Annotated in this window: 16 protein-coding genes; 4 read left to right on the top strand and 12 right to left on the bottom strand. The window is 64.1% G+C overall.

The features are described from left to right. Positions 1–34: 34 nt before the first annotated feature. Positions 35–991 carry a DMT family transporter gene (locus CEQ44_RS08210; RefSeq protein ID WP_217895019.1) on the bottom strand — a complete coding sequence of 319 codons (957 nt, stop codon included), beginning with the start codon at positions 989–991 and terminating at the stop codon, positions 35–37. A gap of 107 nt (positions 992–1098) precedes the next feature. Between CEQ44_RS08210 and CEQ44_RS08205 the strand changes: the two genes are divergently transcribed. From CEQ44_RS08205 to CEQ44_RS08195, 3 genes are all read left to right on the top strand, one after another. Then, a complete protein-coding gene (locus CEQ44_RS08205) occupies positions 1099–1572 on the top strand; it encodes an Lrp/AsnC family transcriptional regulator (RefSeq protein WP_088190014.1) in 474 nt (157 codons plus the stop codon). A gap of 332 nt (positions 1573–1904) precedes the next feature. Beyond that, a complete protein-coding gene (locus CEQ44_RS08200; RefSeq protein ID WP_088184272.1) occupies positions 1905–3077 on the top strand; it encodes a DUF2157 domain-containing protein in 1173 nt (390 codons plus the stop codon). After that, positions 3074–3613, top strand: coding sequence for a GDYXXLXY domain-containing protein (locus tag CEQ44_RS08195; RefSeq protein ID WP_088184271.1), 540 nt, complete (start codon positions 3074–3076; stop codon positions 3611–3613). Before CEQ44_RS08200 ends, CEQ44_RS08195 begins: the two co-directional genes overlap by 4 nt. On the opposite strand, the gene CEQ44_RS08190 is transcribed toward CEQ44_RS08195, so the two are convergent. From CEQ44_RS08190 to lepA, 4 genes are all read right to left on the bottom strand, one after another. After that, a complete protein-coding gene (locus CEQ44_RS08190; RefSeq protein WP_088184270.1) occupies positions 3610–4311 on the bottom strand; it encodes a hypothetical protein in 702 nt (233 codons plus the stop codon). The genes CEQ44_RS08195 and CEQ44_RS08190 overlap by 4 nt on opposite strands. Before the next feature lie 151 nt (positions 4312–4462). After that, a complete protein-coding gene (locus CEQ44_RS08185; RefSeq protein ID WP_088184312.1) occupies positions 4463–4849 on the bottom strand; it encodes a PH domain-containing protein in 387 nt (128 codons plus the stop codon). Between the two features lie 161 nt (positions 4850–5010). Next, a complete protein-coding gene (locus tag CEQ44_RS08180; protein WP_254913864.1) occupies positions 5011–5487 on the bottom strand; it encodes a hypothetical protein in 477 nt (158 codons plus the stop codon). 4 nt (positions 5488–5491) lie between these two features. Then, the gene (gene lepA, locus CEQ44_RS08175) at positions 5492–7300 is read right to left on the bottom strand and encodes a translation elongation factor 4 (RefSeq protein WP_088184310.1); all 1809 of its coding nucleotides are present in this window, start codon (positions 7298–7300) and stop codon (positions 5492–5494) included. A 173-nt stretch (positions 7301–7473) separates the two neighbouring features. On the opposite strand from lepA, the gene CEQ44_RS08170 reads away from it, so the two are divergent. Beyond that, positions 7474–8244 carry a CsgG/HfaB family protein gene (locus tag CEQ44_RS08170; RefSeq protein WP_176400323.1) on the top strand — a complete coding sequence of 257 codons (771 nt, stop codon included), beginning with the start codon at positions 7474–7476 and terminating at the stop codon, positions 8242–8244. Between the two features lie 53 nt (positions 8245–8297). On the opposite strand, the gene CEQ44_RS08165 is transcribed toward CEQ44_RS08170, so the two are convergent. The 7 genes from CEQ44_RS08165 to rpsE all read right to left on the bottom strand — a co-directional run bounded on the left by CEQ44_RS08165 (position 8298) and on the right by rpsE (position 13568). Further along, positions 8298–9341, bottom strand: a complete 1044-nt coding sequence (locus CEQ44_RS08165; RefSeq protein ID WP_088184269.1) for an acyltransferase — start codon at positions 9339–9341, stop codon at positions 8298–8300. Between the two features lie 6 nt (positions 9342–9347). Beyond that, entirely contained in the window at positions 9348–9530 is a 183-nt protein-coding gene (locus tag CEQ44_RS23960) for a hypothetical protein (protein WP_140419345.1), read from the bottom strand. A 36-nt stretch (positions 9531–9566) separates the two neighbouring features. Continuing rightward, positions 9567–10223 carry an adenylate kinase gene (locus CEQ44_RS08160; protein ID WP_088184268.1) on the bottom strand — a complete coding sequence of 219 codons (657 nt, stop codon included), beginning with the start codon at positions 10221–10223 and terminating at the stop codon, positions 9567–9569. 42 nt (positions 10224–10265) lie between these two features. Then, a complete protein-coding gene (gene secY, locus CEQ44_RS08155) occupies positions 10266–11630 on the bottom strand; it encodes a preprotein translocase subunit SecY (RefSeq protein ID WP_088184267.1) in 1365 nt (454 codons plus the stop codon). 206 nt (positions 11631–11836) lie between these two features. After that, complete coding sequence (gene rplO, locus CEQ44_RS08150) at positions 11837–12376, bottom strand: 50S ribosomal protein L15 (protein ID WP_088184266.1); 540 nt, start codon at positions 12374–12376, stop codon at positions 11837–11839. Positions 12377–12654: 278 nt separating this feature from the next. Further along, a complete protein-coding gene (rpmD, locus tag CEQ44_RS08145; protein WP_066560520.1) occupies positions 12655–12834 on the bottom strand; it encodes a 50S ribosomal protein L30 in 180 nt (59 codons plus the stop codon). 5 nt (positions 12835–12839) lie between these two features. Then, entirely contained in the window at positions 12840–13568 is a 729-nt protein-coding gene (gene rpsE / locus CEQ44_RS08140) for a 30S ribosomal protein S5 (RefSeq protein ID WP_088184265.1), read from the bottom strand. Between the last annotated feature and the right edge of the window lies 1 nt (position 13569).

Raw genomic sequence — 13569 nt, 5'->3', positions numbered from 1 at the left:
CTATAGCGAATCCGTCAAAGGGGAAAGCGCGCAATCAGGCGGTTGTGACGAGTCCTGCCACCGGCCGACGATGCACCGCTATGCAACTGACGACACTCAGCACCACCAGCAGGAACGCCGCGCTTTCCAGCCCGGTCGGCCAACGCGCTTCCCACGCAAAGCCGTAGAGCAGCGCAAAGGCGGTTTCAAACAGGATCATCTGCCCCACCATGGTCAGCGGCAACAGCCGGCTCGCCCGGTTCCACAGCGCATTGCCGAAGATTGAGGCCAGCAGTGCGACAGCGATCGAGACAGTTAAAAACTGCGTCCACGCGGCCGCGTCATGCCGCCCCAGGCCCAGCCACAACACGACCGGCAGGAACAGCAGCGCTTGACACCCGGTCGCCAGGCCGATCAGCAGGTTCCAGTCCTGCGCCGGCATATCGCCCTGCCGCCGCAGCCATTGATTATTGCCGATGGCGAAGGCCGTCCAGGATATCAGCGCCCCGACCGCACAGGCAAAGCCCAGCAGCCGCGTCGCGACCGGCCCCGGTCCAGGCATCACCACCGCCTGCCAGCCGATGCACAGCGCGCCCGCGACGCACAGCAGCAGAGAGGGCGCGAGCTGGCGTAGCGGCACCGCGCCGGCCTCCCGACTGCCGACGATCGTCACCGCCACCGGCAAGAAGCCGATCACCAGCGAGGTCATGGCGATGCCGCCCATCTGCACCGCGCTCGCTAGCAGCATATAGTAGAAGAGGTTGCCCGCCAGCGCGAGCCAGGCCAACGCCCACATTATGCGCGGCGTCATCCGCGCGGCCAGTATCCGCCAGCGCGGCGCGATCAGGATCATCGACAACGCGCCATAGGCCAGATAGCGGCCGACCGCCTGCTGCAACGGGGTGAAGCCGCGCACCACTTCGGGCGCTACGAACACCAGGCCCCACAGCGCCCCCGCGCCCACGCCGCACGCAATGCCCGCCAGCATCGTCCCGCCTGATCCCTTGGTCATCATCGTCAGTCTTTGCCGCCCTACTGTTTGTCCGTCCCGAATAATATCATCATAGGAGCGGGAAAAATGCTCTTGATCGGTCCTACAAATGCAACAATTACTCGCTTATGCCCGATCTTCGCTCACCCGACCCGTTCGACCGCGAGATCCTGCGAATCATCCAGCGGGACAACCGCACGCCCCAGCGCGCCATTGCGCAGGCGGTGAACCTGTCGACCGCGGCGGTGCAGCGCCGCATCGCCGCCATGGAAAAAGACGGGATCATTGCCCGCAACGCCGCGATCGTCGATCCCGACGCGGTGAGCCTGGACATCACCGCGATCGTGGAAGTCCATCTGACCGACGAACGCTCCGCCACGGTCGACCGCGCCAAGGCGCTGTTCCGCACCGATCCGGCGGTGCAGCAATGCTATTATGTGACGGGCGGATGCAGCTTCATCCTGCTGATCGTGTCGCCCGACATGCGCCATTACGATACGACCACCCGCCGCTTGCTATCGGACACGGATTGCATCGCCAGCTTCCGCAGCTTCCTGGCGCTCGACCGGGTGAAGGCGGGGATGGAGTTGGTGATCCCGTGAGGCGAGGCGAGTTTGGGTCGAAAGGGGACACTCCCCTCCCGCTCGCGGGAGGGGCAGCGAGACTTACGCGCGGAGCGCGTTAGTCGGAGCGGGGTGGGCTGTCGCGGCGTCGCGCCCATCCCCTAGCCCCCTCCCGCCAGCGGGATGGGGAACATGGCCGCTTCTGGTCGCAGCCCGACGATATAAATTTCCTCATTGCGAGCGTAGCGAAGCAATCACGACGCTTGGTTTATGCTCGCGCTTAAAGTGCTCACGGACAGCGACAACCACCTCACCGCCACCTACCCCACAACCCCATTGCCCTCCGCGCCAGCCGCATTACTCTCCCGGCCATGTCGAAACGGAAACTCAGGGCGTGGCAGGCGGCGGGGCTGATCGATGCCGATACCGCCAGCGCGATCGGCGCGTGGGAAGCCGCGCATAGCCGGCCGATCGGCGTCTGGGCGATCGTTGGCCTCGGCGCGCTGACGATCGGGCTAGGGCTGGTGTCGATCGTCGCCGCCAATTGGGACGCGATTCCCGGCACGGCGCGGCTGACGATCCATGCCGCGATGATGGCCGCGCTCGCCGCATGGATTGGCTGGCGGTTGCCCAGGGGCGACCTGAACCCACAAGTCAGCGACGCGCTGCTTTTCGTCGCGGCGGTGCTGGGCCTCACCTTTTTCGGCCATCTGGGGCAGGTCTATCAGACCAGTTCGCCGCTATGGCAGCCGCTTCGCGCCTGGCTGCTGCTCTTTTCGCCGCTGCTGCTGCTGTTCGGGCGCGGATGGCCGGTGGCGGGGCTTTGGATGGCGGGGCTAATCGGCACGCTATGGGCGCACGCTGACGACCACGGCCATCTTATGCGGGCATTCGGGCGGACCGATCCACCCTATCCATCGCTCTATTGGGGACTGATCGCCTGCCCGCCGATCCTGGTCGCCGGCGCAGCCGCCCTGATGCGCCGCAGGAGCGATCGGCCCGCTTTCTGGCGGCTGATCGAGCAGATGGCCGTCGCGACGATCTTCGCGGGCGTCAGCATCATCCTGCTGCTGCGCGGCTGGGACAGCGACAGCGCGGTCCTGCCCGGCAGCGCCACGATCCACAGCCTTGCCCTGCTCTGCGCCGCCGCGGCGATCGCTTATGCCCGGCGCACCGCGTCGGGCCGGGCGACCGCGGCGCTGCTGCTGGTCGCGGCCGTGCTGCATCTGGGCCAGGCACTCCTGCCCGACCTGCACGGCACCGCCCGCGCCTGGATCGCCAGCCTGTTCTTCCTTGCGCTTTGGGGCGCGGTTGCCGCCGCGGCGATCCATGCCCATTGGCGGCGCATCTTCCAGACCGCCGTCGCGCTGGTCGCGCTGCGTATCATCATTCTTAGCTTCGAACTGAATGACGATTTGCTGGGCAGCGGCGTGGGGCTGATCCTGTCGGGCCTGTTCGCGATGGCCGTCGCCTGGGCCACGATCCGCCTTTCCCGCCGCTACGCCCCACGCCGCTACAATTCCGCGCGCGGAGAGGGTACATGACGCCAACCCGCCACCGCCTGTTCCTCGCCGCCGCCCTGCTGCTACCGCTCGCGGCGCTGGCCGCAAGCTGGGCTATGATCCACCGGCAGGCGCAGCAAGGAGAGGACTGGCTGATCCCGATCGAGGGCTATGACCCGCGCGACCTGCTGCGCGGCCATTATGTGCAATATCGCTACGCCTGGCCCACCGCGCCGTTACGGCAGGGGGAGAGCCGGGTCGATCCCGCTTATGCCAGCGCCCTGTGCGTAACCGGTGCCGCGCCCAACCTCCAAATGGTCCGCCCCGCCGCGCAGGTGCAGGATGAAGCAAAAGATTGCGCCATCATCCTTCGCGCGACATTGGGCGCGCGACAGGCAGTCCGGGGGCTGGAAAGCGGCATCTTCTACGCCTCGCAGGCGCAGGCGCTCGCCCTGTCCGCCAAGCTGGCCGACCCACGCCTGCAAGGACTGGTCCGCGTCCGGGTCCGCGCCGACGGCGTTATGCGCCCGGTTGCGCTGGACTTCCGTCCCCGTCCGAAACCGCAGGCTGGACCCTAAAGCTCGATCCCGATCAGCGTCCCGCTGCCGATCCGGTCGACATGGCGCTTGCCGTCAATCTCCAGCCAGTCGGGTGTCACCTCCAGCCGGCGGCCGTTGATCGTCGTGCGCAGATGCTCCACCGCGATCCGGTTGCGCGCAACGATGCGTAGTACCGCCAGGCCATCGCCCCGCGCCGCCATCATGCTGTAGCGGTCGCCGCGCAGCAGGAAATGCCAGCTGCCATCGGTCGGCTTCCATTCATTGCCGTCGATGATCTGCGTCGCCACGCCGTCGGGCGAGCCCAACCGCACGCTGATCCGCGTCGCGCCATTGGTCCGGCGCGGCGGCGCGAACATCAGGATCGGCTCGCCCTCCAGCGTGATCGGGATCGGCGTGTCGCGCAGCAGCCGCGATCCGCCCACGATCAGCTGTGGCAGTTCGGCCGAAAAGGGCAGCCGGTCGCGCGCGAAATGCCGCTGGCGCACCACCGGATTGGCATGGAAGCTGTGCACCTGCGTCGCGGTCAACCGCCCCTCCTCCACCAGCCCGTGGCAGGTCGGGCACAGCAACGTCGCCCCCGGCCCGTCCGGCAGCCCCAGATAGCGATAGATGGTGACGCCGCAGCGCACGCAGGCAAAGCCGCAGGCGTGGCGGATTTCGGCCCGCTGCTCGGCCGTCAAATCCGGCAACGATGGCATCACGCGCAAGCCAACCATGGACGACGACCCCTTATCCCGCCGTTCACCCTTTTGTGAACGGACGTTCCTGCCATGGCGTCCTCTTGCGAATTAAGGCTCTTACGGCCTCTCTTTAGTTACCCTATCGTTGAAATATATCGGCTCAAGTCAAGGGGCTGGACGAAATAGTCTATCGTTGCGGCAGCAGATCGACGTTGCGCGCCGCGGCGATCGCACGGATGCGGTCGGGCCGCGGCATGTTCTTGATCGCTATTTCGGCGATGTCCCCGGCGCTGAACAGCTCGACATGGCCGACGCCGAAGATACGCTGGCCCAGGCTCTGGGTGATGCGCACCGACCGGATGGAGGACAAAGCGATCTCCGTCCGCTGCTTGGCCAGCAGCCCACGCTCCAACAGCACGTCCCGCTCGCTCAGTGCCAGCCGTTCGCCCTTGTGCAGCACCCACCAGATCGCAATCGCGACGATGCCGACCACCGACACCAGCAGCAGCAGGAACAGAAAAGGATGCGCCCGAAACATGGCGGGATGCTCGTCATACAACCAGGTATCGCTCACGCCGCCTCCGTCGCTACAGGCGACCGACTTGACCACGGCCCGGCCAATCCGTCAACCGGCCAGTCCGCCATCGCACCCAAAGCACGGGTCCAGCTGGTGCGCCGGTTGATCGCAAACCGGCCAGCGCAATGTCGCTGTTCTGCATGGCATTATTTCCAGCTTTACCCCGCGCGCACCCTGACCGCCGTCAACACTTCTCCCGCCAGCCGCGCATAATCGGCGCAGGCGCGCTGCATTGCGGCCTCCGCACCCTCGCCTCGCAGGCGTCCGAAACAATGGCGGTTCTGCGCCGCACGCATGGCGCGCAGCCGCGCGCGCGCTTCGACCGCCAGCCCCAGTTGCGGCCCGGTCCGCCGCCACGCTTCGGCCGCGCTATAGATACGGCGGCCCGGATGGACGCCGGGGTCGCCCCCCGCCGCCGCGCCCAGCCGGTGCACCCGGCCCGCTTCCACGATCAGGTCGGTCAGGAACAGGTCCAGTTCGCGCAGGCCGTTGCCGATCAGCTTGGCGGGCATGGCGTTGCGCCGTCGCCCCGCCGCGTCCGGGCACAGGCTCAGCGACATGCCATTGGCCAGAAACGCCGCCGCCCGCTCTATCCGTGCGACCTGCCCCGCAAGCTCTGCGTAGCGGTCGCTCATCGGATCAGCTTTCGTCGCCCATGCGCAGCGCGGCGATGAAGGCTTCCTGCGGAATCTGGACTGAGCCATATTCGCGCATCCGCTTCTTGCCTTCCTTCTGCTTGTCGAGCAGCTTCTTCTTGCGGCTGATGTCGCCGCCATAGCATTTGGCGGTCACATCCTTGCGCATCGCCGCGATCGTCTCGCGCGCGATCACCTTGCCGCCGATCGCCGCCTGGATCGGAATCTTGAACAGGTGGCGGGGGATCAGGTCCTTCAACCGCTCGCACATGCCGCGGCCGCGCGATTCCGCGGTGCCGCGATGGACGATCATGCTCAGCGCATCGACGGGTTCGGAATTGACCATGATGCTCATCTTGACCAGGTCGCCCTCGCGATAGCCGATCTGGTGGTAATCGAAGCTGGCGTAGCCGCGGCTGATCGACTTCAGGCGATCGTAAAAGTCAAACACGACTTCGTTGAGCGGCAGTTCATAGGTCACTTGCGCGCGGCCGCCGACATAGGTCAGGTTCTTCTGGATGCCGCGACGGTCCTGGCAAAGTTTCAGGATGGAGCCGAGATATTCGTCCGGGCAATAGATGATCGCCTCGATCCATGGTTCCTCGATCTCGGCGATCTTGGTCGGGTCGGGCATGTCGGCGGGATTGTGCAGTTCGATCTCGCCCGCGCCATAGGTCAACTGGATCTTATAGACCACCGACGGCGCGGTTGTGATGAGGTCGAGGTCATATTCGCGCGTCAGCCGCTCCTGGATGATCTCCAGATGGAGGAGGCCCAGGAACCCGCAGCGGAAGCCGAAGCCCAGCGCCGCGCTGCTCTCCATTTCGAAGGAGAAGCTGGCATCGTTCAGGCGCAGCTTGCTGATCGAATCGCGCAGCTTGTCGAAGTCGTTGGCATCGACCGGGAAAAGACCGCAGAACACCACCGGCTGCACTTCCTTGAAGCCCGGCAGCGGCTTGGTCGCGCCATTCTTGACCGTGGTGATCGTGTCGCCGACGCGGGTCTGCGCGATTTCCTTGATCTGCGCGGTGATAAAGCCGATTTCGCCGGCCGCCAGTTCGGGCAGTTGCTCGATCTTGGGCCGCATACAGCCGACGCGGTCGATCAGATGTTCGGTGCCGCCGATCATGAACTTGATCGCCTGGCCTTTCTTTATCACCCCATTGACCACGCGCACCAGGATGACGACGCCGAGATAGGGGTCGTACCAGCTATCGACCAGCATGGCCTCCAGCGGGGCGTTGCGGTCACCCTTGGGCGGGGGGATTTTCTTGACGATGGCTTCGAGGATTTCGTCGATGCCGATGCCCGACTTGGCGCTGGCCAGCACCGCTTCGGACGCGTCGAGACCGATCACATCCTCGATTTCCTTTCGCACCTTTTCCGGTTCCGCGGCGGGCAGGTCGATCTTGTTGAGCACCGGCACGATCTCATGATCATGCTCGATCGACTGGTAGACGTTGGCCAATGTCTGCGCTTCCACGCCCTGCGCCGCGTCCACGACCAGCAGAGCGCCCTCGCACGCGGCCAGCGAGCGTGACACTTCATAGGCGAAGTCGACATGGCCCGGCGTGTCCATCAGGTTCAGCTCATAGGTCAGTCCGTCCTTGGCGACATAGTCGAGCCGGACGGTCTGCGCCTTGATGGTAATCCCGCGCTCCTTTTCGATGTCCATATTATCAAGGACTTGCGCACTCATCTCACGATCGGTCAGGCCGCCGGTGCGCTGGATCAGGCGGTCGGCCAACGTCGACTTGCCATGGTCGATATGGGCGATGATGGAAAAATTGCGAATAAGGCTGAGATCGGTCATCGCGCGCCGATAGCAGGCCTTGCGCACGCTGTCAGCAGGGTCGCGCATGTCGATGACAAGCGCCGTCATCTGACGCCGCCTTCGCTTGGAACCGGCACGCCCCTGTGATAGGCTGTTGCCAAAATAAACGGGGCCGCACGACATTATCTCAGTCTAGAAACGGGGTTCTTGAAATGCGTGGATTGAAGATGCTGGCCGCCGCGTCAGTTTGCCTTGCCGTAACGACGCTGCCGGCGGGGGCTGCGGACAAAGGCTCCTCCGGGCGTCAGGCCCAGACCAAGAAGCAGATGGAAATTCCCCGCTGCACCAAGCGGTTGGGCACGGTCGCGATCGTCGAACCGGACAATCAATGGTGGCGTGAACTGAATCTGGGCAGCCCGGAAGCGATCATCAAATTGTTTGTCCAGCAATCGGGCTGCTTTGGCCTGGTCAATCGCGGCCGCTCCATGGCGAGCCGCAATCTGGAACGCGCCATGGCGGATTCGGGCGAATTGCAGGCCGGATCGAACCTGGGCAAGGGCCAGGTCAAGGCGGCGGATTATTTCATCCAGCCCGATATCGTGACCACCAACAAGAATAGCGGCGGCAACGCCATTGGCGGGATGTTGGGCGGGATGCTGGGTGGCCGCATCGGCGGCGCGCTGCTCGGCGGCATCTCGATCAAGAAGAGCGAGGCCAATGTCATGCTCTCCGTCGTCAATGCCCGCACGACCGAGGAAGAGGTGATGGCCGAGGGCTATTTCCGTAAGTCGGACCTCAGCTTCGGCGGGGGCGGCGGCCTCGGCTGGATGGGTGGTCTGGCTGCCGTCGGCGGCGGCGGTTATCAGAATACCGATATCGGTCAGGTGATCGTGCTGGCCTATCTGGACGCCTATACCAAGATGGTGACGCAGATGGGCGGCCTGCCCGAAAATGCGGCCGCCGCGGCGCCCGTCGCGCAATAAGACGATGTAGTTGTGGTAGAGGGCGCGGCCGGCGACGGCGGCGCCCTTTTCAGTCAGCCCTGGGTGGTGGCCGCGTTGGCGGTCGCCAATCGGACGTCGCGGCGACGCTTCCACCAGGCGATGATGGCTTCGCCTGCGGGCCGCTCCACTACCCGGTTGATGGCCGTGCCCAGCGTCAGCGCCACGGTGAAGGCGGCGGCGAAGCCCAGCCACGGACTATAGCCGGCCTTGGCGAATTCCAGCATGACGACGAAGCCGACATGCTGATGGATCAGGTAGAAGCTGTAGCTGATCCCCCCCAGCCAGATAAGCGGGCGCAGGCTGAGAAAGCGCAAATGTCCATGAATGAGCGCAAGGAAGGCCGCCATCAGGATGCAGCCCACGATGGTCACGTCCCATGTCTCCATGGTCGCGATCGACAGCAGCGCAAGCGCCGCATAAGGGGCTTGCTGCGCCATGGTCCGCTGCCCCGACCATAGCCGATAGGCCAGCATCCCGATTACGAAGAAGGGCGTATAGCGCAGCACCAGCAGCATGATGATCCGTTCGGGCATGTCCGGCCACAGCCAGAACAGCCAGCGCGCCGCGAGCCAGAGCGCCAGCACCGGCTCCAGCCGCCGGACACCGACAAACTTCCAGATCGCGATCATGCAGACGTAAAAAGCAATTTCGACCGTCAGCGTCCAATAGGCGCCGTCCACCTCCGGCATGAAGGCGAAGCCCTGAAGCATGGTGAAATTGGCGAAGATCGCGACCGGCCCGACCAGCAATTGCGTCGCGTGCGCCAGATATTCAATACCTAGCGTCAGCAGCATCGCCACCAGATAAGCGGGATAAAGACGGGCGAAGCGATTGACGATGAAGTCGGCGACGGTGCGGATATGATCGAGCGTGAAGAAGATCGCGAAGCCGGAAATGGTGAAGAACAGCAGGACGCGATAATTGCCGCCGGGAAAACTGAACGGCACATGTGAGGCTTGCGGGAACAGTTCGTGGAAGCGGGTCGAATAATGGAAGATCAGCACGCATAGCGCGCCGACGCCGCGCAAAGCGTCCAATTCCGTCAAGCGGCCACGAGCACGCAGCGATCCGTCCATGCGCCCCTATAGCAACAACAGAGCAATGAATCCGTTAAGATCGTGGTTAATGGCGGCTATGGCCGCGCTTTTCTTTGCTGCATTTTTTCTGGCGGGGCGAGAACGATCGTTCTCGCGCCGCCTTAAAGCAGAATGGGCCGGCGCGGCCATCGCCACGCCAGCCCATTCCAATGATCCGATCATGCCCATGTCTGCCTACCCCTCCGCCGAAGGGAGGAGATTAGTTCAGGCCGACTCGCCGTCCAATATGATCGCGATCGCCGCGCTCACCTCGCCCATGTCGGCCATGCCGTCCACCCGCGACACGATAGCGCGCGCTTCGTAGATCGGCAGGATCGGCGCGGTCTTGGCCCGATATTCGGCCATGCGGGTGCGCACGGTGTCCTCATTATCGTCCGGCCGGCGCTTGAACTCGTGACCGCCGCATTTGTCGCACGTATCTTCGACCTTGGGTTTGTGGAACAGGTCATGATAGCCCGCACCACAGGTGCCGCAGGTGAAGCGGCCGGTGATGCGTTCGACCAGCGCGTCCTCGTCCACTTCCAGCTCGATCACATGGTCCAGCGTGCGGCTGCGGTCCGACAATATGGTGTCGAGCGAATGGGCCTGCGCTTCCGTCCGGGGATAACCGTCGAAAATGACGCCTGTCTCCGGGGCTAGCGCGTCGAGTGCCTCGCCGATGATACCGGACACGACTTCATCAGGAACAAGAGCGCCCGATTCCATCAGCGCCTTGGCCTGAAGCCCGACCGGCGTCCCCGCCTTCACCGCGGCGCGCAGCATGTCGCCCGTGGACAGCTGCACCATGCCGCGTTGCTCGACCAGTCGGCTCGCCTGCGTTCCCTTACCCGCGCCGGGCGGCCCAAGCAGAATGATGTTCATTGCGCGCATACTCCCCTGTTGTGCGCCCTTGTGTCTCGTCGCTTAGCGCAGACGACCCTTGAGCTTCGCCTTCTTGATCAGGTCGCCATATTGGTGAGCGAGCAGATGGCTCTGGATCTGGGTCACGGTATCCACCGTAACATTGACGACGATCAACAGGCTAGTCCCACCAAGGTAGAAGGGAATGCCCGCCCGTGCGATGGCGAATTCCGGCACCAGGCAAATGAAGGCCAGATAGGCCGCGCCGATCACCGTGATGCGCGTCAGCACATAATCGAGATAATGTTCGGTATTCTTGCCCGGACGAATGCCCGGAATGAAGCCGCCATTGCGCTTCAGATTATCGGCCGTCTCTTCCGGGTTGAACACCACGGCGGTGTAGAAGAAGCAGAAGAAGACGATGCCCAGGCCATAAAGGCCCATATAGACCGGGCTGCCATGCGACAGATATTGGTTCAGCGTCAGGACGAAATCGCCCCATTTGCTTTCCCCGGCAACCGTCTGACCCGCAAACTGAGAGATGGTCAACGGCATCAGCAGCAGCGAGGACGCGAAGATCGGCGGGATGACGCCGGCAGTGTTGACTTTCAGCGGCAAATGGCTGCGATCGGCCTGCATCAGGCCCTGGCGCGTCTGGCGCTTGGGATATTGGATGAGCACCCGGCGTTGCGCGCGCTCCATGAAGCAGATCAGCAGGATCAGGCCGACGGCCATGACCAGGACGAACATGATGAGCAGGCCGGAGATCGACCCTTCGCTGCCCGACTTGAACAGATTGCTTAGCGTCACCGGCAGCTGGGCGACGATGCCGGCCATGATGATGAGCGACACGCCATTGCCGATCCCGCGCGAGGTGATCTGCTCACCCAGCCACATCAGGAACATGGTGCCGCCGATCAACGATACGACCGCGGTCAGGCGGAACAACACGCCGGGCTCGATCACGGCCGCCACGCCCGACTGGGCGCCGAAACTTTCAAGGCCAACCGCGATGAAATAGCCCTGCACCGCGGTCAGGCCGACCGTGCCGTAGCGCGTCCACTGGTTCAGTTTCTTACGCCCGCTTTCGCCTTCCTTCTTGATCGCCGCGAGTTGCGGCGAGAGGCTGGCGCCCAGCTGTACCACGATCGACGCGGTGATGTAGGGCATCACGCCCAGCGCGATCAGGCTCATGCGCGACAGAGACCCACCCGAAAAGGTGTTGAAGATGTCGAGGATGCCGCCATTTGTCTGGCTATACAGCTGCGACAGGGCGGTCGGATCGACGCCGGGCAGCGGCACGAAACTGAGGAAACGGAACACGATCAAGGCGCCCAGCGTGAACCACAGGCGCTTCTTGAGGTCGGTCGCCTGGCTGAACTTTGCGAGGCTGAGATTGGATGCGAGCTGGTCGGCTCTCGATGCCATGGTGGCTGCCCTTCAAATCACTCTTGCCGGGGCATCAAGCCCCGGAGCGGAATCGCTCATCCCTTAGCGGGACGGGTTCAGCGTGTCGAACGGGGAGTTGCCGCCAGTGCGACAAATGGATTCCCCCCGATACGCATGACCCCGCCAACCCATATCGGGCAGCGGGGCCGTTGTTGCAAGTCCGGGCTTGCAGTCTGCGAGGCAGATCAGGCCTTACGAGCGGCCTTCTTGGCGGCCAGGGTCGTGCCCTTCTTGGCCTTCGCCTTGTCGGCAGCGGCGACGACTTCGATCACGTCCACCTTGCCACCAGTCTTTTCAACCGCTTCGATCGCGCTCTTCGACGCGCCCGCGACCAGGAAGCTGACCTTGGCGGTCAGTTCGCCCTTGGCCAGCAGACGGACGCCGTCCTTGCCACCGCGGGTCAGGTTGGCGGCGTTCAGCGCAGCCTGGTCGATGGTCGCAGCGGCGTCCAGCTTGCCGGCGTCGATCGCCTTCTGCACAGCGCCGAGGTTCACGATCGCATAGTCGTTCGCGAAGATGTTGTTGAAGCCACGCTTCGGGATGCGCATGTGGAGCGGCATCTGGCCACCCTCGAAGCCGTTGATGGCGACGCCCGAACGCGCCTTGGCGCCCTTCTGGCCGCGACCGGCGGTCTTGCCCTTGCCGGAGCCGATGCCGCGTCCAACGCGCATACGGCCTTTGCGGGCACCATCATTGTCGCGGATGTCGTTCAGTTTGAAAGTCATATCTTGCACTCGCTTTCGCTTGGTTCGCGCGGGGCATGATTGTCCGTGGACAATCATGCCGATGCCCCAGCGGAGGCTGGGGCCGGGTTGATCTGGACGCGCCCTTGCGGATGCAGCCAGCCAGTGAGAACCGGGGGTTTCCTTTTGCAAGGACGCGCCATCCGGCATGAGATCCCAGCCTGTGCTGGGATTTTCGGAAGCGCGCGTCTAACGCGCCTCTGAAAAAAACGAAAGAGGGGTCGTCCCCTCCTTCGCCTCTTTTCATCGAGTCGGAAGGCTCAGCCTTCGACCACCGCCACCATGTGCGGCAGCTTCTTGATCGCACCGCGGACTTCCGCCGTGTCCTCAAGTTCCACCACGCGGTGCATCTTGCCAAGGCCCAGGCCGATCAGAATCTTCTTCTGGTCGGCGGGACGGCGGATCGGCGAACCGATCTGCTTGATCTTGATCTTCGCCATATCAGTTACTCCGCAATCGCTTCGGCATCAGCCTGCGCGACATCAGCGGACGCACCACCACGACGCAGAAGGTCAGCGACCTTCTTGCCGCGACGCTGCGCCACCGACTTGGGGCTGGTCTGTTCGACCAGCGCCGCGAAGGTCGCACGGATCATGTTATAGGGGTTCGACGTGCCATTCGACTTGGTCACGACGTCAGCGACGCCGAGGCTTTCGAACACGGCGCGCATCGGACCGCCGGCGATGATGCCCGTACCGGCCGGGGCCGAACGCACGGTCACCTTGCCCGCACCGAAATGGCCCAGGCCATCATGATGCAGCGTGCGGCCTTCCTTCAGCGGTACGCGGACCATCGCCTTCTTGGCAGCAGCCGTCGCCTTGCTGATGGCTTCGGGCACTTCGCGCGCCTTGCCATGGCCAAAGCCTGCGCGGCCCTTGCCATCGCCCACGACGACCAGCGCAGCAAAACCGAAGCGCTTACCGCCCTTGACGGTCTTGGAGACGCGGTTGATGTGAACCAGCTTCTCGATCAGTTCTTCGCCCTGATCCTCGTCGCGGTTGCCGCCCCGACGATCATCGCGACGGCCACCACGGCCGCCTCCACGATCGTTGCGGTTGCCACCGCCGCCGCCGCGGTTGCCACGGCCACGGCCGGGACCACGACCTTCGGTCGGTGCAGTCGCTTCGGCGCCCTCAACGGGTGCGACGACTTCATTGGTGTTTTCGTCAGCCATG

The organism is Sphingobium sp. Z007, from assembly GCF_900013425.1.
GTDB lineage: Bacteria > Pseudomonadota > Alphaproteobacteria > Sphingomonadales > Sphingomonadaceae > Sphingobium.
This window is presented reverse-complemented; position numbering and strand designations above follow the sequence as displayed.